This window comes from Luteitalea pratensis (assembly GCF_001618865.1).
GTDB classification, from domain to species: Bacteria; Acidobacteriota; Vicinamibacteria; order Vicinamibacterales; family Vicinamibacteraceae; genus Luteitalea; species Luteitalea pratensis.
In genome coordinates, this window is sequence record NZ_CP015136.1 from 2,444,235 (window position 1) to 2,470,758 (window position 26,524).

Consider the following 26,524-nt stretch of genomic DNA (forward strand, 5'->3'; position numbering starts at 1 on the left):
GGCTCAGGTCTCAGGTCTCAGGGCTCAGGGCTCAGGGCTCAAGGCTCAAGCCTGAGCGGGCTCGAAGCCGGTGACTCAGGGTACGGCTTACGGCTTGCGACGGGTCCAAGGCCCCAGGATCGAAGTTGACGCAGTTTCGCTGGCCAAGGCCGAGGCCGAAGGCCGAATTCGTGAGGAGATGAAATGTTGACCCGACGTACGTTTTTCGAGCGCCTGTCCACGCTGCCGCTGGTCGGCGGTTTCCTGGGGGGAGTTGCCCACTCTGCGGAGGCTGCCGTGCCCGTGGCCCGCGACTACTTCAAGGAACTCGGCGTTCGTCCGTTCATCAACGCGGCCGGCACCTACACCGACATGACGGCATCGCTGATGCCGCCAGAGGTGATGACGGCGATCAATTACGCGTCGAAGCAGTTCGTGCCGCTCAACGAACTGCACGATCGCATCGGCGAGCGGATCGCCACGCTGGTGAAGGCCGAGGCGGCCATGGTGTCGTCCGGTGCCGCGGCGGCGATGACGCTCGGCACGGCAGGTGTGCTCACCGGAGGCGATCCGAAGAAGATCGTCGACCTGCCGAACCTGGCCGGCATGAAGACCGAGGTCATCATGCAGAAGTCGCACCGGTTCGGGTACGACCACGCGATTCGCAACTGCGGCGTGAAGATCGTCGAGGTCGAAACCGCGGCTGAACTCGAGGCCGCGATCACGCCGCAGACGGCGATGATGCTGTTCTACAACAACAACAACTCGGTCGGGCAGATTCGCGACGAGGAGTTCGTGCGCCTCGGCAAGAAGCACGGCGTGGTGACGATGAACGACTGCGCCGCCGACGTGCCGCCGGTCGAGAACCTGTGGAAGTTCACCGCCATGGGATTCGACCTCGTCGTCTTCTCGGGCGGCAAGGGCATCCGCGGACCGCAGAGTGCCGGCCTGCTGCTCGGACGCAAGGACCTGATCGCCGCTGCTCGCGCCAACGCCGCGCCCAACGGCAACTCCATCGGTCGCGGCATGAAGGTCAACAAGGAGGAGATGCTCGGCATGCTGGCGGCGGTCGAGCGGTTCGTAAAGCTCGATCACGAAGCACTCGACCGCGAGTACACCCGCCGCGCCAACGTGATTCTCAAGAGCCTCACGGGCCTGAAGGGCGTCACCGCCAGCATCACCGTCCCGGAAGTGGCCAACCACGTGCCGCACGTCCAGGTCGTCCTGGACACGGCGGTCACCGGGATCACCGGTCAGGAGATTTCGAAGAAGCTGCGCGAAGGCACACCGTCGATCGGCGTCCGCCCTGGCGACGAGCTGTTGATCGGTGTCTGGATGATGAAGCCCGGCGAGGACGCCATCGTCGCCCGCCGCCTGAAGGACGTGCTGACCAAGAAGGCGTAGGGACGTCGTTGGTAGGGCCGGCTCTCCGTTGGTAGGGCCGGCTCTCCGAGCCGGCCATCTCCGCTGACCACGACCGCATGGACCGCTGACCACAAAGGAGATGGACCGCTGACCACGAGGAGATGGACCGCTCGGAGAGCGGTCCCTACCCCTAGGGTCCCTACCTTCCGTCCTCCGTCCTCGTTCCTCCGTCCTCGTCAGATGGCCGCAATGCAGTCGATTTCGACGAGCGACTTGCCGGGGATGCCGCCGTATGCGGCGATCGTGGTGCGAACCGGGGGGTTCGGGCCGAAGCGGCCGCGGAAGACCTCGTTCATGCCGGCGTAGTCCTCGAGGTCGTGCAGGTAGACGTTGACCTTCAGGACCTTGTCCATCGATGACCCGGCCTTCTTCAGCTCGGCCTCGAGCTGATCGAGCACGGACTTGGTGTGCACCTTGATGTCGCCGGCCTCGTGGTACCCCTTGCCGGCGATGAAGACCAGGCCGCCGTGCACCTTCGCCGAGGAGAACAGCGGCGCCTGCTTGGGCGCCTCGGCCTGCTGCGCAGCGTCGGGAATCGTGACGATGCCGGTGGCGTCAGTGGTGGCGGCGTGCGCCCGAGACCCGAAGACACCCGCGGCGGTGGCGCCGATGGCGGCAAAGAGGGAGCGAAAGGCGGAACGACGCGAGGTGTCGGTCTGGGCTGCTGACAAGGGCATGACTCCGTCGAGGGGTGAATGGTGACCGGGGCGCCCGTCCGCCTTCGTCCCTCGCTGGCGCTCGGGACTTCGGCGCGACGCCTGCCGCGTGATCGTACGCGGCAGGCGGAGGATAGCGGCTCGCTAGGCACAGGGCAAGCACCCCTCGCGACTGCGGCGTGGACAACGGACCGGTTTTCGTTTACGTTGGGCCCATCTGTAAATTGAAACGCTGCGCCACTTCGGTGGCTGACGTTTCGCATGGCAGGCGATTACGGCTGACTGTACGTGGATCCGCCCGATCCGCCCTCCGTGGTCGCCCGCGCAATCGACATCGGGAGGATCACCGCGTGTTCCGAGTCCTGTCCACAGCCGCCTTGGCCCTGCTGTTATCCACTTCAGCCTTCGGGCAGTTGGCCTCGCAAACGGGCCTCATCGGGACCGTCACCGACTCGAACGGCGGGGTACTGCCCGGAGCCACGGTCCTGGCCATCAATGTCGGCACCCAGACGAAACTCGCCGGCGTGACCAACGAAGCTGGCGTGTACCAGTTCAACGCCGTCCAACTCGGGTCCTACGAAATCACGATCACCTTGCAGGGTTTCCAGACCTTCAAGGCGACCAATATCGTGGTCGGTGACAACCAGGTCGTCCGCCAGGATGCCGTCCTGAGCGTGGGCGACCTGAACGAGACGATCACCGTCGAAGCGTCGAACACCACGATCCAGACCGACCGCGCCACCGTGTCGCAGACCGTTGAGGCACGCGCGCTCACCGACCTGCCGTCCAGTGGCCGCAACGTCTGGCAGATGGCGTCGACGACGCCTGGCGTGCTGCGCGGCCTGACGACCGACATCGGCCTGTCGTTCCGCGGCGCCGGCCAGCGCGAGATCCAGAACAGCCTGACGATGGACGGCATCAACGCGACGTCCAACCTGCTGGCGATGACGAGCACGCGGCCGATGGCCGATGCCGTCACCGAGGTGACCGTGCAGACCGGCAGCACGTCGGCCGAGTACGGCGCCTACCTCGGCGTGGCGGTCAACGTCGTGACCAAGAGCGGCACCAACGGCTTCCATGGCGCGCTGTTCGAATACTTCCAGGGTGACAAGCTCGAGAGTCGTGGCTACTTCGACAATCGCAACCTGCCGGAGAGCCCGAAGAAGAGCAACCAGTTCGGCGCGCAGTTCGACGGCCCGGTCATGATTCCCGGGCTCTACGACGGCAAGAACAAGACCTTCTTCATGGGCGCCTACGAGGGGCTGCGCTCCAATCGCCAGACGAGTCCGCTCGCGTCGGTTCCGACGGCCAAGATGCGCGCGGGTGACTTCTCGGAGGTGTCGGCACAACTCCGGAACCCATATACCAAGGTCCCGTATCCGGGCAACATCATCCCGCGGTCGGACATTGCGGCGCAGGCCCTGGAACTGCTGGAGTACTACCCGCAGCCGAACCTGCCGGGCCTCGCCAACAACTATCAGACCGACGTCCTGACCACCAACGAGTACGACCAGTTGCTGCTGCGCGTCGACCAGAACATCGGCCAGTCGGCGCGGGTCTCCTGGCGTTACAACTGGGTCGACGCCTTCGACGGCTTCGGCGCCGCGGTGCCGTCGACTGCCACCTACCAGCCTCGGACGAACAAGAACACGTTGTTGTCCTATCAGCAGACGCTCTCGCCGACGCTGCTCAACGACTTCCGGATCGGCTGGCATCGACTCGATTTGGACACGGTGAACAACTTCCACATCGACGGCAACGGCACGGCGAGCTCCGACCTCGGCATCCCCGGTTTCGACTCCGACGTGCGCTACGACAACTTCGGCATCCCGACCGTGTCGGTCACGGGGTTCACGGGCCTCGGCGCCGCCGGCACCAACTGGTACCAGTTCGACACGACCTTCCAGGTCTCCAACGTGCTGTCCTGGAACAAGGGCACGCACACCCTGCGAGCCGGCATCGACCTGCGCAAGCTGCGCACAGGCCGCCTTGCCGCCAACAGCCCGCGCGGGGCCTTCGGGTTCACCAGCGACATGACGGGGCACGCGGTGGCCGACTTCATGACCGGCGTGCCGCGCACGGTCGGGACGCCGGTCGACCAGCTTCAGGGCGACGTCGGCCAGTGGCGCAATGGGTTCTTCGTGAACGACGTCTGGCAGGCGACGCAGCGCATGACGTTGAGTCTCGGCCTGCGCTACGAGCGCAACGCGCCCGTGCAGACCTACGAGGGCGTTGCCTCGATGCTCAACGCCGATCAGACGCAGATTATCCCGACGACGTTCCCGTCACCGGGCTTCGAGTTCACCGAGCCGAACAACAAGGACTGGGCGCCGCGCCTCGGGGCGACCTATCGCCTCAGCGACAAGACCGTGGCGCGAGCCGGGTGGGGCATCTACTACAACCCCAACCAGATGAACTCGTACACGTTCCTCACGAACAACCCGCCGGTGTCGCCCGAGTTCACCTTCACCAACGACGTCAACAACCCGACGCTGAACTTCGACCGCCCGCTCGGCACGCCTGGCGGCGCCACCGGCCCGCCGAACATGACCACGCCGAACCGGCGCATGCCGAACGCGAAGAAGAACCAGTGGAGCCTGGATCTGCAGCACGAACTGTTCAAGAACACGGTCGTCGAGCTCGGGTACCTGTCGTCGCACACCGAGAATCTCGATCGCAGCTTCTACAACAACCAGCCGCAGCCGGGTCCCGGCGCCCTCGATCCGCGTCGCCCGAATCAGCTGTTCCGTCAGATCCGCACGATCCAGAACGACCTCATCGCCGACTACGACGCGGTCACGCTCACCGCGCGTCGCCGCATGACCAACGGCTTCATGCTCAACGCGCACTACACCTGGTCGAAGACGCGCGATATGGCCAATCACTCCAACGCGAGCGGCCAGACGATGGACAACTTCGACATCTGGCGCGACTACGGTCCGGCCATTTGGGACGTGCCGCACCGGCTCGTCGTCAGCTACCTGTGGGACATGCCGTTCTTCCGCACGTCGGACAACCTCCTCCTGCGCGGCGTGCTCGGCGGCTGGCAGGTCGGCGGCGTCACGACGCTCCAGAGCGGCACGCCGCTCAACATCCTGGTGCCGGGAGACCCCGCCAACGTCGGCTTCAGCATCCAGCGCCCGAACCTGGTCAACGCGGACGTCGAACTGAACTGCCAGGAGAATCCCAATGGGCTGACGCTAATCAACTGCATCGACCCGGCCGCGTTCGCGCTGCCGGCGCAGTTCACGTACGGCGACACGCCCCGCAACTATCTGCGCGGGCCGAAGTACAGCCAGACCGACATCTCGCTCATGAAGAACTTCGGGACCGGCGGCCGGTCGCGTATCCAGGTGCGCGCCGAGGTGTTCAACCTGTTCAACCAGGTGAACTGGGGCACGCCAGGCCTGACCCTGAACACCGCGGCATTCGGTGTGATCTCGTCGACGGCCGACACGATGCGGCGGGCGGAGCTGGGGATCAAGTTCTTGTTCTGAGGTCGCCGGCCTCGTGAGGTAGGGCTCGCTCTCCGAGCGGGCCATCTCCCCTTATCGCGGCACGAGTAAGGTAGGGCCGGCTCTCCGAGCCGGCCATCCCTGCCACCGAACCATTGCTCGGACGCTGCGGTGATGGACGGCCGGGACGGCCGTCCCTACCCAACTCTCATTACGATTGACGATATGGACGACATGATGTCGAGCCCCGGCGGCTGGAGCCGGCGACAGATGTTCCGCGCCGCGAAGGCGCTCGGTTTTGGCGCACTGGTGCCCGGCGCGGCCCACGCGACGCAGCCGGCAGCACGCGCGGCTGGCGCGCCGGTGTCGACCCCCACCGGTCGCGACCTCTACACCGCGCTCGGCGTGCGGCCGATCATCAATGCCCGCGGCACGCTGACCATCATCGGCGGCTCCATGGAACTGCCGGAAGTGCGCGCGGCCAAGGCAGCGGCGAACCAGCTGTACGTGAACCTCGAAGAGTTGATGGAGGCGGCCGGGGCGCGCCTCAGTGAACTCACCGGCGCCGAGTGGGGCATGGTGAGTTCCGGCTGTGCCGCCGCGATGTCACATGCCACGGCGGCATGCGTGGCCGGCGGCAATCCCGATCTGCACGTGCGCCTTCCGGACCTGCGCGGCTTCCGCAAGTCGGAGGTGATCATTCCCGGCCACTCGCGCAACGTCTACGACGCGTCGGTCCGCGCCGTCGGCGTCACCGTCGTCGAAGCCAACACGCCAGAGGAACTGGCGCTCGCGATCGGCCCGAAGACGGCGATGATTTACGTGTTCGCCAATCCGCGCAACGAGAGCGGCCCCATGTCGCTCGAGGCGATCGCGCAAGTCGCGAAGCCGCATGGCGTGCCGGTCCTGGTCGATGCCGCCGCCGAGATCCTGACGGTGCCCAACATCCATTTGCAGCGCGGGGCGACGCTCGTGGCTTACAGCGGCGGCAAGATCCTGCGCGGGCCGCAGAGCGCCGGCGTCCTGCTCGGCCGCAAGGACCTGATCAAGGCCGCCTGGATCCACAGTGCGCCGCACCACGGATATGCCCGGGCGATGAAGATCGGGCGCGAGGAAGTCGTCGGGATGCTCGTGGCGATCGAGCGCTGGGTGAAGGGCGATCGCGCGGCCGAGTGGGCAGCGTGGGTACGTCAGGCAGAAGTGATCGCCGCCGCTGCCGAGCGGGTCCCTGGCGTGACCGCCGTTCTCGCCCGCGAGCCCTGGGAAGATCGATCCAACCGCAGCCCCCGCGTCACGATCCGGTGGACCGCGGCGCAGATCGGGCTCACCGGGCAACAGGCGGCCGACATCCTGTACGACGAGGAACCTCGCATAGCGATCGGTGGTGCCAGCGGCGGTCGCGAGAACGTGCCGGGCGACACCGGCATCGCGCTGACGACGTCGATGCTGGCGCCCGGCGACGAACAGATCGTCGCAGAGCGCGTGCGGACGGTGCTCTCCGCGAAGCGGACACTCACGGAACCCCCGCCGCCGGCCGCGCCGGCCGGGGACGTGACGGGGCAGTGGCAGGTCGAGATCACCTTTGCCGCGACCAGGGCCACCCACGTGCTGCAATTGCGCCAGCAGGGCGCGAAGGTGGAGGGCGCACACCAGGGTGACTTCCTGACTCGCGACCTGTCGGGCACGGTGTCTGGCTCGCGCGTCACCCTGACGAGTCGAGTCACCGAGCGTACCGGCGATGCGCTGAACTATCGCTTCACCGGCGAACTGTCCGGGGACACGCTGTCGGGCACGCTGGACCTGGGCGAGTACCGCTCCGCGACGTGGACCGCCCGGCGTGCAACGGGTGGGTGAGGGGCCCTCGACCGAACGCGCGCGGGCCGCGGCTCAGCGGCGGCCCTCGTTGCGTCGTCCGCGCCCCGCAGGGCGACAGGCAGTGATTGGGCGGATGGCAGGAATCGCCACTGCCTGCGGTGTCGGCTGGTGGTTTCTGCACACGCGTTCGTCTTCCCGCTGATTCCGGTGCAATGGGCCACCTCAGACGCTAGCCCGGTACTGGCATCACGCGTGTGCGTGGCTGCGGGCGGCGGTGGACGGCCCCGCACGCTGATGGAGGTGGTGCGGTCGACCTCCGTGCGAGGCTGAGGTCACGGCGTTCCTTTCGTCGCTCGCGGTGCAGGGGCACGTCGCGGCCTCGACGTAGAACCAGGCGCTCAGCGCTCATCTTCCTCTACTCGAGCGTCCTCGGCCTGGAACTCGACTGGCTCCACGGCCTGGTACGCGCCAGGCGTCCCGCTCGCATTCCGGTCGTCCTCATGCAGGACGACGTTCGCCAACTGCTCGCCCAGCTTCGAGGGACGGAATGGCTCGTCGCGTCACTACGCTATGGCGCCGGGGTGCGGCTGCTGGAATGCCTCGCGCTGCGGATCATTCGCGAGCCACGCCCCCGCCACCGCCTCCTTGACCGCATTCGCCACGCATCTGCTCGAAGCGTCGTACGACATCCGGACGATCCAGGAGCTGCTCGGCCACCGCGACGTCGGCACGACGATGATCTACACGCACGGGTTGACCAAGGGTGGTCGTGGTGTCAGGAGCTCGCTTGACGAGCTTACCTGATGCGAGCACCATTCCCACTACGCAGACCGGCCTATTTCAGCCACCAGGTCCCGAGCGATTCCCGCAGTTCGTGAGTCTCAAGGGTTTACCCGGAGTGACAGTCGGCTGGCGCCCCCCGAATAGGCTGCGAAGAGCGCCGGAACTGCGGGTTACTACACGTTAGAGGCCTCGAAAGGAACGTGCGATGGAAACTCAACGTCGCGAGGCACTGCTCAAGGAATACGGAGAAGTCGCCACGAGCTTTCGCGCACTGACCGATATCCGCTTTAGGCTCTTGGCATTGTTGCCGATCGCGGCGGTAGCGGCGGCTTGGCTCAAAGGTGACGCATTCGGCACAAACGTCACTGGCATGGCGCTTTCAACATTCGGTCTTGCCGCGACCATTGGCCTTGTCATCTACAATGCTCGGAACGACCAACTGTACGATGAACTGGCTGGGCGGGCAGCCTCGATCGAGCGGAGTCTTGGCATCCCTGATGGTGCATTCGCCAACAGGCCCACTGCGTGGCTGAAGATCCATCTGGTTGGTATCGCTGTGGATGTGAATCACGGAACCGGAGTCGTAGTTATTTATGCCGCTTCGGTCGCGTTGTGGCTGACTGGCCTGTTGGCTCCCATCTTTGAGTTCGGCCGTGTGGCTTACCTGGGCTTCGGCTTGCCGCATTTGATCGTCGTATCTCCAACGTCTTGGACGACGGTTGCTGCCGCTGCTGTAGCGACGATGACCACGACCTTCGTGATCGGGTCGATTGGCACTCAGACGAGATCGAGAAGGATCGAGATGCGAGACCTTGCCGTCCATGCGATGACTGAGGTGCTTTCAAACGGTGTCGACTTGCGTCTAGCTGACGAGGACAGCCCAATCGTCAAATCATGCGCTACGCTGGCAAACACGAAGACCGATGAAGTGCTCAGGCGCGCACGTCTCTATTTCTCGACTGACGCCGACTCCTTGAACTGGAATGTCGTGTCGCACTCAAGGTTTGAATCGGCCTCATATATTGTCGCGCTTCTGACGAACCTTCCACAACGCTGGATCCTTGAATGCTATGTATCGAGGCCTAACACCGCCTTGCAGCCGATGGCGGCCGCCTCGACTACTGGCCGCCGCGGCTGAAGTTAGGCGTAATCAGGGAAGAAATACTTATCAGACTCCCGAGGTCCGATGCGAACGATCAGCTTCGTTGCGATGACACTATGGATGATGGCGTGCGCCACGAACGCCGCCGCCCAGGCACGCGTGGAGAAGAACGTCGTCTACGGTATGTACTCCGGCCTGGCGCTTCTCATGGACGTCCACCTTCCGCCGGTGTCGAACGGACGAGGCATCGTGGTCATCCCCGGCAGCGCGTTTAGTCGTCCGCTCGGCTATGACGCGCCGCAGCTGAAGGACGCGCCTTTCGTACAGGATTTCGTGGCGACTCTCGGACAGGCCGGTTACACCGTCTTCCCGCCGAGTCACCGGGCCACTCCGCGGTTCCAGTATCCGAGTGCGGTTGAGGATGTGCAGCGGGCGATCCGGTTTATCCGAGCGAATGCTGTCAAGTACGGATCGACCCGGCTTGGCTGGGTGCCGTCGGGGGGGCCTCAGGGGGCTACATGGTCAGCATGCTCGGCACACTGGATGGAGGGGGTGATCGGACAGACCCGGATCCTATCAACCGCTTGAGCGCGAAAGTGAACGCAGTTGTCGCGCTGATGACCCCCTTCGACCTCGCCCGACAGCGCGAGCATTCCGGCGGTGTGCCGGAGGCACTCTTTGTCGGCGCGTCGCTGGACCCATACACGTCTCCAACCGAGGTCGAGCGGCGTCGCTACGCGGCGGCATCGCCAATCATCTACGTGACTGCCGACGACCCGCCCTTTCTCCTCTTCCACGGTGACAAGGATGCCGCGGTGTCCGACGAGCAATCGCGCGCGATGGCGGCGGCCCTCGACAAGGCGGGCGTCGAGGCGAAGCTCGTCGTCATTTCTGGCGGCGCCCACGGGCGGAACTTCGGCCTGGCGTCGGCCGACGATCGCCCGGCGGGCTACTTCGTGATGATCACGCAGTGGTTCGCCGAGCACCCGAAATAGTCAGCCTCTGCGGCGATTGAGCCCGGCTACGTCGACGCCTAGCTTGCCGCTGCAACCGACGAGCGGCGGACGGCTGGCAAAGCATGAGACTGGATTGTGCCGCTCACGGCTGAGCGGCAGTCGTCAGCTGGACAGGAGAGTAGGGCGTGGAGTGGATTTTCCGCACTTGGACGCTCATGTTTTGGGTCCCGCTAATCGCATCGGCCGCGACCGGCTGGTTCGCTCTGGGTCGTGGCCTCCTTGCGCGGCCGGTTCCGCTTGTTCTGTGGTTTCTCACGGCGTTGCTACTTCAGTTCGCCTCCGGGCCGTTTTCGATGGCTTGGACCAGTGGCTTGGTGGCTCAGTCGGCCCTAGCCATCTACTTGAGCATTCGGCTGAAGCTCGAAGCATGAGCCGGAGCTTGAAGCGCAGGTGGCGAATGCGGCTCTGGCCGGGTGCGAAGGCAACAGTAGTCCGAACGCTCGTCGGCGTCCCACACGTCGCAGCATCGTTCCAGTGCTTCGCGCTGAGCTTCGGGGCGACTCGAGTCCTCTATTCCGACTGGCCTTTTGGTCATAGCGGTCCAACGCACACCTGCGGTCTTGATATTCCCTGCCGACGTATCGCGGCTAAGTTGACAGTGGTGGGCGCATTCGTGTCCCTTCATCGCCTCGGCTTGGGCACCCCTGTGCTCTCGACGCCGGCGCGAGGGGCGCTTCAACGTGGGTCGTTCCCTCTGGTCGTGGCGTGGTTGGCAGCTGTCGGGTGGCACTTCGCCAGCTAACATCCAAATGCAGCCGACGCGCCGTGTGATGCTTGCCGGCGCGCGGCTGATTTGGCATCGTTGGGCAGCGAGTCGACACTTCATTCCTTGGAAGGGGGAATTGCTCGAATGACTAATCTCAAGGAACTGTAGCGTTGTTTGGCGCGACGATCGGTACCGGCCGAGACCTCACCGATACATGTCTTTGTCAGCTACGCCCACGAAGACGAACAAGCTGTCGCGGGGTTAGTGGCCGATCTCAGGCGAGAAGGGGTGGACGTTTGGTTCGCCCAACACAAGCTGCAGCCTGCAGATCGGATAAGTGGCGAGGTTCGGGCCGCCATCGAGAAGGCACGGTTCGTTCTTGTGGCCTTGACTCAGCAGGCGCGTAACTCTGCCCAACATCGGCTTGCAGCCGACGGCGGCCGGAATTCATAAGCCGCCGCGGCTGAAGCCGAAGCGTTGGCCGGATGGACGGAACGACGGAAACACGGAGATCTGCGCCGACACCGGGAGTCCGTCGACGATCGACACGTCGAAACGGGGTATCTCTTGAACCTCGTGGCGCTCGCGACACGTGCAACTGGGCCGCGTGGAGCGGCGTTCTGGTGCCGAGGGCCGAACCGTTGCCCCGAACCCGCAGCCGGTATGGGACGGACGAAATAGTGACCACGACGAACATCTTTCTCGGCAACTGGAGGATCGTCGAAACGGAGCTCTGGGACCTCGACGCTCTCGACGTGTTCACCCCGGCGAGGCTCTCGCTCAGCGCGAAGCACGAAGGACAGCTCGCGTTCATCGCGGTCGAGGCGCAGCTCGATTACCGCGTTGTCGTTCGTGACGGCTTGCCTGCCATCGAGTTCTCGTTCGAGGGATTCGATGAGGGCGACCAAGTCATGGGGCGTGGCTGGGCGGTGTTGGAAGGCGAGCGCCTCCGAGGTCGGCTGTTCTTTCATCACGGTGACGATTCGTCATTTGTCGCCGAGCGGGAACAGACCCGCCACGTCAAGGAATAGACCGGCGAACAAGCGCTTGCAGCCGACGGCGTCGACGAAACGGAAGCGCCGCGGTTGACACGGAAACGTTAGGCGGCTCGACGCCAGGTTCGGTTCACGGGCGAACTGACCGGAGACACGCTGTCGGGCACGCTGGACCTCGGTGAGTACCGATCAGCGGCCTGGACCGCGAAACGGGTCGCCTCGGCGTGAGGTAGGGTCCAAGGTAGGGCCGGTTCTCAGAACCGGCCAATGCAGGGGCCGCGCTCGGACAGCAGCCCTACCTGGGCTCACGCCGTTTGTCAGCATTCGGCATCGCGACAAATTGCAATGCTTGGGCTCTGTTGGGCGCTCCTTGATGGTAGGCTCCCAAACGTAATGATCGTGCGAGACCTCGACACGGTGTCGCTCGACCGTATCATCGACGAGCGTGTTCTCATAGAGCCCGTCGAGGCGTATGCGGTCCTCCAGTTCGTCTGGGAGCGACTCCGGGCGTCACGCGACTCCGACGGGCGCATGTTGCCCCTCCCTGCGCTGAGCGCGTTGGCCATCAGTGCCACCGGCGACATCGACGCGATGCGGCCCCCGCGTGAGGTCAGTCGGACCATGCGGCGGCCACACGAAGTGGCGCAGGAACTCGGCCACCTGCTGCTCCAGTTGTTGTTGTCGGGACAGCCAGATCTGCCAGATGTCCCTGCCGCCTGCCTCGACGCGGTGCGCCGGGTGATGATGCTCACCCCGATCCCCGGCGGACTCCGACCGATTACAGCACCGGAGGCGCTGTTCACGGCGCTCGAAGCCTTCCGCCCGCGCGACACGTACGCCGCGCGCGCGGCGCTGTTTGCTCGCTGGGTGGCGACCTCGCGCAGCGCGACCACGTTCAGGGCCGAGGTCCGCACCGACGGTCGCCCGGCCATGGGGACACCAACGCCTCGCGCCCAGGGCGTGCCAACGCCTCAGGCCGGCCCGACCCAACGAACGTCCGGCAAGCCCGCTCGACACGCCGAGGTTGAACTTCGCCTGCACTTCGATACGGCTGGATCGACGCCGGTGCAGGTGGTTCCGGCCTTGCCCGCGCGCCACGCCCGGCCGGACCTGGCGACGTCACGCGCTCGCTTGTCGCTTGTCGTGACCATGTGCCTGGCCGTGCTCGGCATGATGCCGCGCTGAGCGCTCGCGTCAGGCTTTTCACCCCAACCTGGCAGATTCAGCCGTCGGGGAACAGCACCGCGGCGCCTGTCAGTCGTCCATCGCGCAGGTCGGACAGCGCGCGGTTGGCATCGGCCAGCGGGTAGGCACGCGTGTGCGTGCGGATGAACCCGTCCGCGGCCACCTTCAGGAAGTCCCGGGCATCCTCCCGCGTCAGGTTGGCGACCGAGCGCACGGTGCGCTCGCCCCACAGCAGGCGATACGGGAACGACGGCAGGTCGCTCATGTGGATGCCGGCGCAGACCACCGTGCCGCCGGCGACGGTGCGCGACAGCGCCTCCGGCACGAGCACACCGATCGGCGCAAAGATCAGCGCGGCGTCGAGAGGCGCGGGCGGCGGTTCGTCCGACCCGCCTGCCCAGGTGACGCCGAGCGCTTCGGCAAACTGCAGGGCATCGCCATCACCGGGCCTGGTGAACGCATAGACGTCGCGCCCCTGGTGCAGGGCGACCTGCGCGACGATGTGCGCAGCCGCGCCGAACCCGTAGATGCCGATGCGACGGGCCTCGCCCGCCATGCGGTAGGCGCGATGCCCGATCAGGCCCGCGCACATCAGCGGCGCAGCGTGCTCATCGTCGTACGCCTCCGGGAGCGGGAACACGAAGCGGGCATCAGCTACCGCGTACTCTGCGTAGCCGCCGTCGATGTCGTACCCGGTGAACCGGGCTGCGGCGCAGAGGTTCTCTCGCCCCGTCGTGCAGTATCCGCACGAACCGCACGTCTGGCCGAGCCAGGGCACGCCCACGCGCTGCCCGATCGTCAGCCCCTGTACGTCGCGGCCGACGTGGTCGACGATGCCGACGATCTCGTGACCTGGTGTGATCGGTATGGCATGCGCGGGCAGGTCGCCATCGACCACGTGCAGGTCCGTGCGGCACACGCCGCAGGCGCGTACGCGCACGAGCACGTCTCCAGGCCCCGGCGTTGGCCTGGGCCGCTCGCGCGGGTGTACGACGCCCGAGCATGGCTCGGTCAGCGCCATCGACAGCATGCGCGCCTCACTCGTGGCTTGCGTCTGTGTCGTCCGGCTGGCCCGGCTGCATCGGCCCGATGCGGTAGGGCCGCATCATCTCGTTGTCCTCGTGCTCGACGATGTGACAGTGCCACACGTACTGGCCCGCCGCAGTGAACGTTGCGCGGACGCGCGTGACCTCGCCAGGATAGGCAATGACCGTGTCCTTCCAGCCAGATTCCCAAAGTTCAGGGGGCCTGGGCTCCGAGCCTGGCACCAGGTAGACCCTCCCTCCGTTCTCCTCATGAGCGCCCTCGTGCTCGTGCTCCTCCACGACGATGGCCTGGCGGTCGACGACCTGGAAAACCGCCTCATGGATGTGGATCGGGTGGGCGTCTGCCGTCGCGTTGTAGAACTCCCAGGTTTCCGTGTCCCCCTGTGACGGGTTCTCAGTGACTGCCTGGTTCCACCCCAGTGACGTCCACCTGCCGTCGTCGCCGACGGTCCCCAGTCGTGTCTCGGCCGGTGCATCGTCGAAGTCTTCCGACATCTGCTCGATGAGGCCGAGCGGACGCGTGATGCCCCCGGTCAGTGGAACGATGACGGGCAACTGCAGGAACTGTGGCGGTGTACTTGCATCGTCACCGAGCGCCGGCCGGACCTTGAACAGCATCACGAGCCCGGTGCTCGTTGCATCGGCCGCCTCGAAGTCCACACCGGGGATGCCACCACCAAATGGCTCATCAGGTCCCACATTCGCGAGGGCATGTGACCCGACCGGGACGTTGGTGAAGTCGACGATCACGTCGGCGCGTTCTGCCGGAGCCATCAGGATCCGGTTGCCGTTGGCTGCAGTCATGTTGACGGGCGCCGTGAGGAAGCCACCCTCGTTGCCGACCTGCCAGACGTCGACGCCCGGAATGCCGTTGAAGTCGAGAATCAGGAAACGGGAATTGCACCCGTTCAGCAACCGGAACCGGTAACGTCGCTGCTCGACGTTCAGGAACGGCCAGGTGTTGCCGTTGACGATGATGGTGTCGCCGAAGAACTCGGGGTTCCAGATCGGGGAAATGTCGGTGTGCGGGATGTACGGCCCGGCGATCTCGTCGAAGAACGCCCGCGTGTCCGGATAGAACAGCGCCCCGTCCGCGTTGAAGGATCGGTCCTGGATCGCCAGCGGGATCTCGAAGTAGGTCGTTCCCGGACTGTCGCCGTGCCCTGGTGCCGGACCTGGAAAGACGGCCGGCGTCTCCGTGCGGGTGTCGATCACCTCGTCGCCGGGTCCACCCCGGATGATGAAGAAGCCTGCCGGCCCCGCGTACACGTTCAGGCGGGTCATGCCGAGCGTGTGGTCGTGATACCAGGCCGTGCTCGCGCGTTGGCTGTTTGGGTACTGGCATACGGCGGTCCCCCGATGCCACGCGCCCGACCGCGGCGCGCGGATGCCCTGCCTGATCGCCTTGCTGGCAAAGAAGCGGTACCACGTCCCTTCACGTGCGTACCCCCGTGGCACATCGGCGGCATCGGGTAAGTACCACGCCTCGGCGTAGCCATCGCTCTCGTCGCCAACTGAAACGGCGCCGTGCACGTGCGTGACGAGCGGCACAGGCCCGATGTAGGAACCCGGCGTCTCGCTGAAGGTCGGGCGCCGGTCTCGCCCGGTGATTCCACCGGGAGGATTGGCCCAGTGCAGCGTCTGGTCGACGGGCAACAGGTGCGGCAGGTACTTGTTGTCTGCGTCCACAAGTTGGTTGAACCACTTGACGCGCACGGGCGTTCCCGTCTTCGCTTCGATGGTCAGTGATGGCGCGTTGAATATCGCCGAGGCGTCGTTCTCGGTGGCCAGGGGGCCGTAGCCCCAGACCGTGGTGGGCGGCTTTCCGGCCGGGAGCACCTGCTGGGTGAACTGGCGCACTCCGATCTCGTAGTAGTCGATTTGCCCGCGACCGTCGTCGAGGGTACCCGCACGCGGCATGGCCGGCGGCACGAGCAGCGGCGTGGCGAACCTGGCGATGTCGGCCGGGTCAAGACTGCCTCCCGGGATCTGCGCCAGCAACTGCACGCCCCCCGGCGACCACAAGTACAAGCCGAATCCCCCGAGCGAGGTTCGAGCGATGAACGTGCGTCGATTGATCATGGATGGCCCCCCGGTGTGCCAGTGCATGCAACTCGAGGACCGTAGTCGTGCAGGCCAAGGTGTGGGGTCGAAACACCTCGGCCAGGACCGGCGGTGAAGTATGGGCGGCAAGTTCCTTCGTGGGGGATAGCCCGCAGGCCCGCGGGAATGTGCCCAGCCTTTTGGCATGGCCCGAGTGCCACGACTTCGGGCATGATCGCGCGCATGCTTTCGACCCTGCCTCAACGCGTCGGGCGGCGTCAGGTCGCCGCCCTCATGCTCGGTCTCGCGACGTCGGCCGTGACGATGGCGCTGGCGAGGGCGCAGGGGCCCACAGGAGCGTCCAACGCGATGTTCGTCTATTTCGGAACCTACACCGGCGAGAAGAGCCAGGGCATCTATCGCGCCCGCCTCGATCTGGCGGCAGGCACCGTGTCAGAGCCAGAGCTGGCGGCCACGGTCACGAGCCCCAGCTTCCTCGCCCTCGACCCAGCCAGGCGACATCTCTACGCTGCCAACGAAATGGGCAAGTTCGGCGACAAGCCGACCGGCGCGGTGAGTGGCTTTGCCATCGACCGCGCGACGGGCGCGCTCACGCTGCTGAACCAGGAGAGTTCGGGCGGCAGCGGTCCGGCGCACGTCTCGGTGGATCGCAAGGGCCACACCGTACTGGTCGCCAACTACGGCGGCGGCAGCGTCGCGTCGCTGCCGATTGGCCCGGACGGGCGGCTTGGGCCGGCGGCGTCGGTGATCGTGCACGAGGGATCGAGTGTCCATCCGAAGCGCCAGACCAAGCCGTACGCGCACTCCATCAACATGGACACGGTCAACACCTTCGCCTATGCCGCCGACCTGGGCGTTGATCGGATCTTCATCTACCGCCTCGATCCGACGTCATCGAAGCTGACCCCCGCGACACCGGCCTACGCGACAATGACACCCGGATCCGGCCCGCGCCACCTCTCTTTCCATCCGAGTGGCAAGTACGCCTACGTGATCAACGAACTGGCACTGACGGTGACGGTGTTCAGTCGCGACGCGAAGTCCGGAGCATTGACCGAGGTGCAGACCATCAGCACGCTGCCTGCGGGACAGGCGGCCGATCCGGCCTTCAGCACCGCCGAAGTCGTCGTGCATCCGTCGGGCAAGTTCCTCTACGGATCCAATCGCGGGCACGACAGCCTCGTCGTCTTCGCCATCGACGACAAGACGGGCAAGCTGACGCTCGTGCAGCACGTGCCGACGCAGGGCAGCACGCCGCGTGGCTTCGGGATCGATCCCACGGGACGCTACCTGCTGGCAGGCAACCAGCGATCCGACTCCGTCGTCGTCTTCCGCATCGACGCCACCAGCGGCCGTCTCACGCCCACCGGACAGACCCTCAAGGTCGGCTCTCCGGTCAGCGTCGTGTTCGTGCCGGTCACGTGATGCTCAACACTTGAGGCTTGAGGCTTGAGGCTCGAGGCTTGACGCCAAACGCCAAACACCTGTGTTGAATTCCTGAACGCCTGTGTTCCTGTGCTCCTGAGTTCCTGTGTTCCTGCCGTGAGCCCTTAGATGCTTTACCGTCACCGCGTCCTCTCCCTGCTGTTCCTGCTCTCGATGGTGACGTACCTCGATCGCGTCTGCATCGCGGTCGCGGGCCCCGAGATGCAGAAGGACCTCGGCCTCTCGCCGTCGCAGTGGGGGTGGGTGGTCGGCATCTTCGCGCTGTCGTACGCGCTGTTCGAGATCCCCTCGGGCGCGCTCGGCGATCGCATCGGGCCGCGCCGGGTGCTCACGCGCATCGTGCTGTGGTGGTCGGCGTTCACCAGTCTCACCGGACTGGTGTCGAACTATTACCTGCTGCTCGCCACGCGTTTCGCGTTCGGCATGGGCGAAGCGGGCGCCTACCCGAACGCCTCCTCGAGCATCTCGCGCTGGTTCCCGCTGGCGGAGCGGGCGCGTGCGCACGGGACCGTCTGGATGGCGAGCCGTGTCGGCGGCGCGTTGACGCCCTTGCTGGTCGTGCCGATCGTCGCCGCGTGGGGCTGGCGCGCGGCCTTCTACCTGTTCGGGATCATCGGCGTGGTCTGGGCGGCGGCTTGGTACTGGTGGTACCGCGACTATCCCACTGAAATGCCGGGAGTCACCGCGGCGGAACTCGCGCACATCGGTGACTCGTCGGAGAGGCGCGCGCACCACGCGCTGCCCTGGGCGCAGGTCGTGCGCAGTCCGAACTTCTGGATCATCCTGGCCATGTACCACGCGTACTGCTGGGGGTCGTACTTCTACGTCTCGTGGATGCCGACGTACCTGCGCCTCGGTCGCGGCTTCACCGCCGACGAGATGAAGATCTACGCGATGCTGCCGTTCCTCGCCGGGGCAGTAGGCAACCTCACGGGCGGCTCGCTGAGCGATGTGCTGGTGCGCCGGCTCGGGCTGCGCAACGGCCGGCGGTTCGTCGCGGCGGCAGGGCTTGCGGCGTCGGCCCTCTGCCTGTTCGGCACCGCGGTGGTGGAGAACCGGTTGGTCGCCGTGGGACTGCTGACGCTTGGTTACTTCAGCATGGACTGCATGCTGCCCGTGTCGTGGGCGGTATGCGTGGACGTGGGCCGCCGCCATGCCGGCGCGGTGACCGGCGCGATGAACTCGGCCGGGCAGATCGGCTCGTTCCTGTCGTCGGTCGCGTTCGGTGCGCTGGTCGATGCCTTCGGGGGCCGCTACGACGTGCCGCTCGTGCTGTTCAGCGGATGCTTGCTCCTCTCGGCGTTGCTGTTTCTCCGCATCGACGCCTCGGAGCCCCTCATCGCCGGAGATGCGGAACCACAGCACTGACGTCGACCGGCTAGGGTGCCAGCGACATCTCCAGGATCCAGATGCCCCATTCGCCGCCGCGGACGCTGTCGTATACCACCCGCCGGCCGTCGGGTGACCACGCGAACTCCTGCGCGGAGGCATCGGCCAGTAGTCGCCTGGACGCACCCGTTCGCAGGTCGAGCACCCACGCGCCCGCCCGATAGACCTGGAACACGATCCGCTGCCCATCGGGTGATACAGCCGGCGTTCGCACCAACCGGCCCGCCACCGGCGTCCGATACACGCGTGCGACGCCGTTCTCGAGGTCACGCACGACCAGGCGGTCCTCGATGCTGTACGCGACTTGCCGGCCATCAGGGAACCACGAGGCGCCCCAGGCCTGGCCCACGCGGTGCGCCGTGTGTCGGCGCAGCGCACCGGTCGCCACGTGAACCGTCCAGACGTTCCACACACGCGGCCGACCGGGCTCGGCGCGCGCAAACGCCACGGACTGCCCGTCGGGCGACCAGGCCGGCACCGACGCGTACCCGGTTCCGCTCACGTGCTTCGGCGATGAGCCGTCCCGGTTTGCGATATAGACACCGCGGGTTCCATCTGCATCGGAGTCGTATGCGAGGCGCCTGCCGTCCGGCGAGACCTGCGCGTGATAGTTCCGCGCGCCGTCCTGGCGTATCGTCGAAATCCCGTCGACCGCTCCGTCGCTTCCGATCGACGCCTGCAGCAGGGCGCTGCGTTCGAGGCCGGCGTGGAAGAGGATCGCATTGTGGTGTGGATCGAACGACGGCGAGTACGGCGGCCGTCCGGTCATGCCGGCGTCGAGCAGTCGCCGGGCGCGCAGAGGTACCCCCAGTGCTCGGATGCGCGCCGGCGGAGGTGCGATCTCGACCTCCGTTGCTGACGGCTCTCCCGCGGCGACCGGTCCGCCGGCATTGTCGCCGATTGGGAGGACATTGCCGTCAGCCATGGCGCGGTCAGCCGCGGCGTCACGGGGTTGACGCGTCGTCCATTGCCGCACAATCACGCCTCCCAGGAGCATCACGCACAGCAGCGCAAGCAGTGCTGCTACGGGCCGGCGTGTCCTCGTGGGAACGCGATCCTGTGAGCAATGCTCGGGCGATCGGAAGACATCGATGCGTGGATCGGCGACTGCCGCCGCGGAAGGAATAGCTGCGCTCGCTTTCACGTCGCCGGCGATGCGCCGGTTGACGGGCGCCGGCCCGGTCGTCACCCTCGCGTCCCATGGCGCGGCGTGAGCAGAATCGGTCGTGCGGATCCACCGCGCATACAGTCCCGACAGCGCGACAGAGGGATCGCGCGGCCGGAACGCCTCGATCGCGGTGAACAACGCGTCGGGCGTGACGATGGGACCGAGAGTGTCGGGGCTCGGGCCGAGCGCCGATGCGCGTCGTGCCGCGTCGAGGCAGGTGCGCGGAACGCGGTCCATTTCGGTCGCGGCAGAAGAAAGCAGGCGCAGCAACAGTCCGGCGAGCTCCTGGGCGAGCTCGTGCGGCCGACGCCTGCGACGCGGGCCGGCACATGCCGCCTCTCGCAGCTCGAAATCACCGAACGGCGTGATCCCCAGCGCATCGAGTGGCGGGAGCGGCATCGTCGCCCCGTGCGTGTCCCGGCTGGCCTGCATGCGTTGCCACACGTGCTGAAGGACGGCATGCGCTTCGGTGGCGTCGACGCGCACCTGGTCCGCCACCACGCGGCCGAGCGAAACGACGAGGACGCGCGTGTCCATGTCCTTGCAGGCTAGCATTCGGACGCGCCGCAGAGTTTCGCGACCAGGCCTTGCCCGGCGGCTCGACGGGAACGTCGACAGCCCTCGGTCGTGCGGCATCCCCACGATGAGCGGAGGCGCCGGCCGATCGCTTCTGCTGTCCGCGGTACGCTGAACAGGTGAGTGATCTCGAGACACGCGCCGATATCGATCGACTGCTGCGCCACTTCTACAGCAGGGCGATGGTCGATGAGGTCATCGGCTACCTGTTCACGGAAGTCGCGCACCTCGACCTCGAGCAGCATCTGCCGCAGATCGGCAACTTCTGGGAGCAGGTGCTGTTGCAACGGCCCGTGTACATCGGGCAGCCCATCGCCGTGCACCTGCCACTGCACGAGGCCGCGACGTTGCAGCCGCAGCACTTCCAGCGCTGGTTCTCGATCTGGGCCGAGGCAATCGACGACCTGTTCGTCGGGGAGATGGCGACACAGGCGAAGCGCCGCGCCGCGGTCATCGCCGAGACGATGCAGTATCGGCTTGGGATCACTTCGCCCGAAGAGGGCTTCTCCCGAGCGTATCGGGAGGCGCTGCGGATGGAACCTGACGAACGCTGAACGTCGAACGCCGAACGTCGAGCAGCAACGCCGAACGCCGAACGTCGAACGCCGAACGTCGAGCAGCCACGCCGAACGGCGAACGGTGCCCGGTCAAACGGTGACCGCCGAAGGCCGCATACAGAAAGGGCGGCCTCCGCTGTCGCGAATGCCGCCCCGACGTGCTGCGACAGACCGCCGGACAAGTCCGGCGGCTACTCGACGATGAGCTGACCCACCATGCCGGCCTGGAAGTGGGCCGGGAACGTGCAGATGAACTGGTACTTGCCGGCGGCCGGCGCCGTGAACTCCACGGTGACGGTCTCGCCGCCGCCCGCGAGCGCCGAGGCCGCGATGATCTGTGCCTTGGACTTGGGCGAGACGAAGGCGGTGTCGCGAGCTGTCGAGCCAGCCGTGGCGACGGCGGCCGCATCCACGCCGGCCTTCAGCAGCACGAAGTTGTGGGCCATCGCCATCTTCGGCAGGGCACTCACGGCCTTCAGCGTGATGGTGACCTTGTCGCCCGCCTTGACGCGAATGATGGCCGGCGCGAACTTCATGGTGTCGCCAGCGGTCACGGTAAAGGTCTTCGCGGCGCCGGCAGCGGCCTTGGGCGCGGCGGCCTTCGGGGCCGTCTTCGGGGCTTGGGCCAGAGCCAGCGCCGGGGACAGCGTCAGCGCAACGGTGCACAGTGCGGCGCACAGAGAGTGACGGGGCATCGAGAGCAATCCTTTGGAAGAGAACAGGCGATGATCCCGGGATAGGCTCACCGCGCCGGCTGCGGTCGGACACCCCGCGCCATCCATCATCGTACCCGAAACGGTGTCACACTTGATGCTTGATGCTTGATGCTTGATGCCTGATGCCCAATGGCCGAGGGGTGATGTCCGAGCCAGTATCCCCGCAGCTGGGTCGGCGGCCCCGAATTCCAAATCTGAGCCCCAGTCCCGAATCCCGAGCCCGACACCCAGTACCCGGTACTCGGTACCCGGTACCCGGTACCCGGTACCCGGTGCCCGGTGCCCGATGCCCGATTCCCTGTAGTGTGCTGACCATGCGCAGCCAACGCGACCGGATGCTGTCGGGTGAACCCTACGACCCGAGTGACCCGGAACTGGTCGACCTTCGTGCCAGCGCCGTCGAGCGATGCCGGCGTCTCCTGACCCTTCCGCCGCGCGACGAGGATGCTCGCCGTGCCGTCCTCGTCGAGTTGTTCAAGCGTGGCGGCGAGACGGTCGGGCTGCATGCGCCGTTCTGGTGCGACTACGGCGTGCACATCGAGCTCGGCGCCCGCGTCTTCTTCAACTTCGATTGCGTCGTCCTCGACGTATGCCCGGTGCGGATCGGCAGTTTCACGCAGTTCGGACCCGCGGTGCAGATTTACACCGCCACCCATCCCCTCGATGCCGCCATGCGGCGCCTGCACGAGTCGGGGCGGCCGGTCACGATCGGCGACGACGTCTGGGTCGGCGGCGGGGCGATCATCCTGCCAGGCGTGACCATCGGGTCGCGCACCGTCATCGGTGCGGGTAGCGTCGTCACTCGCGACATCCCGGACGACGTAGTGGCCGCGGGCAATCCCTGCCGCGTCATCCGGCAGCTAGACGCTAGACGCTAGACGCTCGAGGCTTGAGGCTTGACGCTCGACGCGCACCCGCAGCAAAGGTTGAAGCGTCCAGCATCCAGCCTCCAGCCTCCAGCCTCCAGCATCCAGCATCCAGCATCCAGAATTTGGCGATACGATGGCGCCGACATGCGTTTCCAGACCCTCCTTCGCGTCGTGCTGCCGGCCGTGCTCTGCACGGTCGTCGCGGCTTCGTCCTCCCTCGCCCAGGATGCGATCGGCACGGCACCGCCGGCAAAGGCCACCATCCAGCAGGTCGCCTTCATCACCGGCCGGTGGACCGGCATGCTCGGCGATCGCCACATCGAGCAGCACTGGATGGCGCCCGCCGGCACGTCGATGGTGGCCGCGTACCGCAATCTCCAGGGCACCAAGGCCATGCTCTACGAATTGCTCGTGATCGAGGAGCAGGAAGGTGGCCTGGTCCTGCGGATCAAGCACTTCGAGCCCGGCCCCGGCCTCAAGAGTCGCGAGCCGCAGGGTGAAGCCGCGGAGCATCGCCTCGTGAAGGTCGTGGGCGAGGTGGCCGTGTTCGAGAGCACCGGACCGAACGCCCTCCGCATCACGTTCTCGAAGCCCTCGCCGGACGAACTCTCCATCGTGCTCGACCGCATGCGTGACGGCCAGCCGGTCAAGACGGTGTTTCCCTACACGCGGGTGAAATAGAGACCGGGCACCGGGCTCCAAGACGGATCGCGACGGACGCCGAACGTTGAACGCCGAACGCCGCATACGAACACTGATCGCCACGCGCGAACCGCTTGTTGAAGGTGTAGGCGTCGAGCTTGCTCGACGCGCAGACGACGGTCGACCAAGGTCGACCGCTACGCCTTTCGACTGGGCCTCGGTCCCTGGGCCTTCGGCTCGCAAACCCCTGGCGAGGCGCTCGTGAAGCGTTAAGCATTAAGCGTTACCCGTCAGGCGTCCATGGTCCAGGACCGTCGTGTAGGCACCCTGGCGGGTGCGGCGCGTAGATACTGCGCGGGCCAGGGCACTTCGTGCCCCAGGGCCTGCGCCGCATGCTGTGCCCAGCGAGGATCGCGCAGCATCTCGCGCGCCAGCAGCACGGCGTCCGCGTCTTCTGCGGCAATGATGCGATCGGCCTGGTTGGCTTCGGTGATCATGCCGACGGCGCCGGTGAGGACGCCGGCGTCACGACGGATGCGGCTGGCGAACGGTACCTGGTAGCCCGGAGCCGCCGGGATGCGCTGGTGCGACGCGTTGCCGCCGGAGGAGCAGTCGACGAGGTCGACCCCCTCGGCGGCCAATCGCCTCGCCAGATCCACGCACTCCTCGATGTCCCAGCCTCCTTCCACCCAGTCGGTGGCCGACAGGCGCACGAACAGTGGCGCCCGCTCGGGCCAACGAGTGCGGATGGCGCGCACGACCTCGAGTGTCATCCGGCATCGGTTCTCGAAGGATCCCCCGTACTTGTCCTCGCGGAGGTTGCTGATGGGCGAGAGGAATTCGTGCAGCAGGTACCCGTGCGCGCCATGCACCTCGAGGACGCGGAAGCCGGCGTCCCACGCGCGCGCCGCCGCATCGGCAAACGCCGCGACGATCGCCGCGATTCCGCCGGACGTGAGGGCGTGAGGCTGCGGGTACGTGTCGGAGAACGGAATGGCCGATGGCGCGACGACGTCGAGCCAGCCGCCCTGATCCTGGGGGAGGATCCCCTGGCCCTCCCACGGCCGATGGCAGCTGGCCTTGCGTCCGGCGTGCGCGAGTTGGATACCCGCGACGCTGCCCTGGCCATGAACGAACTGCGCGATGCGTGCGAGGGCATCGACGTGTCCGTCCTGCCAGATGCCGAGGTCCTGCGGGCTGATGCGGCCGTTGGGTTGTACCGCCGTCGCCTCGGCGATGACGAGGCCGGCGCCGCCGACGGCAAACGTTCCGAGGTGCACGAAGTGCCAGTCGGTAGCGAAGCCGTCATGGCTCGAGTACTGGCACATCGGCGACACGAACACCCGATTGGGTATCGTCGCGCCGCGTATGGTGAGCGGGGAGAAGAGGTGGGGCATCGGGTCGATCATACCGGTCGCGTGACGGGCCTTGGGCCCTGGGCCTTTCCAACTTCCTGTGCCCACAGGCCCGAGCCTCCTTTGGCCTTGGCGTTCGGCGTTCAGCGTTCGGCATTCGTCGGGACCGCTCCTGGGCGCCCCATTCCTGTTGGCGCCCGCGCGGTCACATGTGGTAGGTCAATCGGAGAGGAACACGCCATGAACCAGCCGTACCCCGCGCTCGCCGTGGGCCAGCAAGGCCCCGTTGCGTACCTGTCCGGCTTCGGCAACGGCTTCGAGACCGAAGCGCTGCCAGGCGCCTTGCCGATCGGCCGCAATTCGCCGCAGAAGTGCGCGTACGGCCTGTATGCGGAGCAGTTGTCGGGCTCGCCGTTCACGGCGCCGCGCGCGAGCAACGAACGATCGTGGCTCTACCGGATCCGTCCGACGTTGCAGCACTGGGGCACGTTCCAGAAGATGGACGCGGGGCTGTGGCTGACCGCGCCGGCGCCAATGGTGGACCTGCCGATCGGGCCGATGCGCTGGGATCCGATCCCGATCCCGGACGCGCCGCTGTCATTGCTCGAGGGCGTTCGCACGATGACCACGGCCGGCGACGCCAGCAGTCAGGCCGGGATGGGCGCGCACGTCTATTTCGTGACGCGCTCGATGGTGGACGAGTACTTCTACGATGCCGACGGCGAGTTGTTGTTCGTGCCGCAGCAGGGTGCGCTGCGCCTCTGGACCGAGTTCGGCATCATCGACATCGCGCCAGGCGAGATGGCCGTGATCCCCCGCGGTGTGAAGCTCCGCGTCGAACTGGTGGACGGCCCTGCGCGGGGCTACCTGTGCGAGAACTACGGCGGCGCGTTCACGCTGCCAGAGCGCGGGCCGATTGGCGCCAACTGTCTCGCGAACTCGCGTGATTTCCTGACGCCTGTCGCCGCCTACGAGGATCGCGACGCCTCGTCACGGATGTTCGTCAAGTGGGCTGGCGCGCTGTGGACGACCGCCCTCGATCACTCGCCGCTCGACGTCGTCGCCTGGCACGGCAACTACGCGCCGTACAAGTACGACCTGCGACGTTTCTCGCCGGTCGGGCCCATCCTCTTCGACCATGCGGATCCGTCGATTTTCACCGTGCTCACGTCACCGTCGGAAACACGGGGCACCGCCAACGTCGACTTCGTGATCTTCCCGGAGCGCTGGGCGGTGGCCGAGAACACGTTCCGCCCGCCGTGGTACCACATGAACGTGATGAGTGAATTCATGGGCCTGATCTACGGACGGTACGAGGCCAAGCCGCAGGGCTTCGTACCTGGCGGGTGCTCGCTGCACAACACCATGCTGCCGCACGGCCCGGACGTGGACGCCTTCGAGGCGGCCAGCAACGCCGAGTTGCAGCCGCACAAGCTCGAAGCCACGCTCGCCTTCATGTTCGAGACACGGTTCATGCAGCGCGTCTCGGCCTGGGCCGCCGGCGCCGAGCAGTTCCAGCGCGGCTACGGCGCGTACGGCACGCAACTGAAGAAGCATTTCGATCCGGCGCGCCCGTAGC

General features: G+C 66.3%; 19 protein-coding genes and 2 pseudogenes. 15 read left to right on the forward strand and 6 right to left on the reverse strand.

Translation table 11 applies throughout. The features are described from left to right. Nucleotides 1-183: 183 nt before the first annotated feature. A complete protein-coding gene (locus LuPra_RS10045) occupies nt 184-1,383 on the forward strand; it encodes an aminotransferase class V-fold PLP-dependent enzyme (protein ID WP_110170623.1) in 1,200 nt (399 codons plus the stop codon). A 197-nt stretch (nt 1,384-1,580) separates the two neighbouring features. Here LuPra_RS10045 and LuPra_RS10050 read toward each other — a convergent pair whose 3' ends face one another. After that, a complete protein-coding gene (locus tag LuPra_RS10050; protein ID WP_110170624.1) occupies nt 1,581-2,081 on the reverse strand; it encodes a RidA family protein in 501 nt (166 codons plus the stop codon). A gap of 158 nt (nt 2,082-2,239) precedes the next feature. Between LuPra_RS10050 and LuPra_RS10055 the strand changes: the two genes are divergently transcribed. The 8 genes and pseudogenes from LuPra_RS10055 (at nt 2,240) to LuPra_RS10095 (ending at nt 13,117) form a co-directional block, all read left to right on the forward strand. After that, complete coding sequence (locus tag LuPra_RS10055; protein ID WP_110170625.1) at nt 2,240-5,557, forward strand: TonB-dependent receptor domain-containing protein; 3,318 nt, start codon at nt 2,240-2,242, stop codon at nt 5,555-5,557. Nucleotides 5,558-5,740: 183 nt separating this feature from the next. Next, complete coding sequence (locus LuPra_RS10060; RefSeq protein WP_157898967.1) at nt 5,741-7,369, forward strand: aminotransferase class V-fold PLP-dependent enzyme; 1,629 nt, start codon at nt 5,741-5,743, stop codon at nt 7,367-7,369. A 289-nt stretch (nt 7,370-7,658) separates the two neighbouring features. Then, nucleotides 7,659-8,134: pseudogene (locus LuPra_RS34370) on the forward strand (tyrosine-type recombinase/integrase); the annotation flags it as partial. 184 nt (nt 8,135-8,318) lie between these two features. Next, entirely contained in the window at nt 8,319-9,251 is a 933-nt protein-coding gene (locus LuPra_RS10070; protein ID WP_110170627.1) for a hypothetical protein, read from the forward strand. A gap of 171 nt (nt 9,252-9,422) precedes the next feature. Then, nucleotides 9,423-10,210, forward strand: a pseudogene (locus LuPra_RS34145) (prolyl oligopeptidase family serine peptidase). Nucleotides 10,211-11,111: 901 nt separating this feature from the next. Then, nucleotides 11,112-11,390: a toll/interleukin-1 receptor domain-containing protein gene (locus LuPra_RS34375; RefSeq protein ID WP_110170630.1), complete on the forward strand. Its 279-nt coding sequence runs from the start codon at nt 11,112-11,114 to the stop codon at nt 11,388-11,390. 227 nt (nt 11,391-11,617) lie between these two features. Continuing rightward, nucleotides 11,618-11,968 (forward strand): hypothetical protein, encoded by a 351-nt coding sequence (locus tag LuPra_RS10090; RefSeq protein WP_234800812.1) that lies wholly within the window; start codon nt 11,618-11,620, stop codon nt 11,966-11,968. A gap of 357 nt (nt 11,969-12,325) precedes the next feature. Beyond that, entirely contained in the window at nt 12,326-13,117 is a 792-nt protein-coding gene (locus tag LuPra_RS10095; RefSeq protein ID WP_110170631.1) for a hypothetical protein, read from the forward strand. Between the two features lie 37 nt (nt 13,118-13,154). Here the strand turns inward: LuPra_RS10095 and LuPra_RS10100 are convergent, their stop codons facing one another. Both LuPra_RS10100 and LuPra_RS10105 read right to left on the reverse strand, forming a co-directional pair. Beyond that, entirely contained in the window at nt 13,155-14,147 is a 993-nt protein-coding gene (locus LuPra_RS10100; RefSeq protein ID WP_110170632.1) for a zinc-dependent alcohol dehydrogenase family protein, read from the reverse strand. A gap of 7 nt (nt 14,148-14,154) precedes the next feature. Beyond that, nucleotides 14,155-16,245 carry a multicopper oxidase family protein gene (locus LuPra_RS10105; protein WP_110170633.1) on the reverse strand — a complete coding sequence of 697 codons (2,091 nt, stop codon included), beginning with the start codon at nt 16,243-16,245 and terminating at the stop codon, nt 14,155-14,157. Nucleotides 16,246-16,449: 204 nt separating this feature from the next. Between LuPra_RS10105 and LuPra_RS10110 the strand changes: the two genes are divergently transcribed. Together LuPra_RS10110 and LuPra_RS10115 are read left to right on the forward strand one after the other, a co-directional pair. Beyond that, nucleotides 16,450-17,652, forward strand: coding sequence for a lactonase family protein (locus tag LuPra_RS10110; protein ID WP_157898970.1), 1,203 nt, complete (start codon nt 16,450-16,452; stop codon nt 17,650-17,652). Nucleotides 17,653-17,781: 129 nt separating this feature from the next. Further along, nucleotides 17,782-19,041, forward strand: coding sequence for an MFS transporter (locus LuPra_RS10115; protein ID WP_110170635.1), 1,260 nt, complete (start codon nt 17,782-17,784; stop codon nt 19,039-19,041). Nucleotides 19,042-19,051: 10 nt separating this feature from the next. Here the strand turns inward: LuPra_RS10115 and LuPra_RS10120 are convergent, their stop codons facing one another. After that, nucleotides 19,052-20,767, reverse strand: coding sequence for a TolB family protein (locus LuPra_RS10120; RefSeq protein WP_162271349.1), 1,716 nt, complete (start codon nt 20,765-20,767; stop codon nt 19,052-19,054). A gap of 158 nt (nt 20,768-20,925) precedes the next feature. Here LuPra_RS10120 and LuPra_RS10125 point away from each other — a divergent pair, with 158 nt between their 5' ends. Continuing rightward, nucleotides 20,926-21,360, forward strand: a complete 435-nt coding sequence (locus tag LuPra_RS10125; RefSeq protein ID WP_201792207.1) for a group III truncated hemoglobin — start codon at nt 20,926-20,928, stop codon at nt 21,358-21,360. A 194-nt stretch (nt 21,361-21,554) separates the two neighbouring features. On the opposite strand, the gene LuPra_RS10135 is transcribed toward LuPra_RS10125, so the two are convergent. Beyond that, nucleotides 21,555-22,058, reverse strand: coding sequence for a plastocyanin/azurin family copper-binding protein (locus LuPra_RS10135; protein ID WP_157898971.1), 504 nt, complete (start codon nt 22,056-22,058; stop codon nt 21,555-21,557). A gap of 335 nt (nt 22,059-22,393) precedes the next feature. Between LuPra_RS10135 and LuPra_RS10140 the strand changes: the two genes are divergently transcribed. Then, complete coding sequence (locus LuPra_RS10140) at nt 22,394-22,957, forward strand: sugar O-acetyltransferase (RefSeq protein ID WP_110174617.1); 564 nt, start codon at nt 22,394-22,396, stop codon at nt 22,955-22,957. Nucleotides 22,958-23,092: 135 nt separating this feature from the next. Beyond that, complete coding sequence (locus LuPra_RS10145; RefSeq protein ID WP_110170638.1) at nt 23,093-23,629, forward strand: DUF6265 family protein; 537 nt, start codon at nt 23,093-23,095, stop codon at nt 23,627-23,629. 251 nt (nt 23,630-23,880) lie between these two features. On the opposite strand, the gene LuPra_RS10150 is transcribed toward LuPra_RS10145, so the two are convergent. Beyond that, nucleotides 23,881-24,987 carry an NADH:flavin oxidoreductase/NADH oxidase gene (locus tag LuPra_RS10150; protein ID WP_110174618.1) on the reverse strand — a complete coding sequence of 369 codons (1,107 nt, stop codon included), beginning with the start codon at nt 24,985-24,987 and terminating at the stop codon, nt 23,881-23,883. A 198-nt stretch (nt 24,988-25,185) separates the two neighbouring features. Here LuPra_RS10150 and hmgA point away from each other — a divergent pair, with 198 nt between their 5' ends. Next, on the forward strand, nt 25,186-26,523 hold the full coding sequence (hmgA, locus tag LuPra_RS10155; protein WP_110170639.1) for a homogentisate 1,2-dioxygenase: 1,338 nt from the start codon (nt 25,186-25,188) through the stop codon (nt 26,521-26,523). Nucleotide 26,524: the final 1 nt, after the last annotated feature.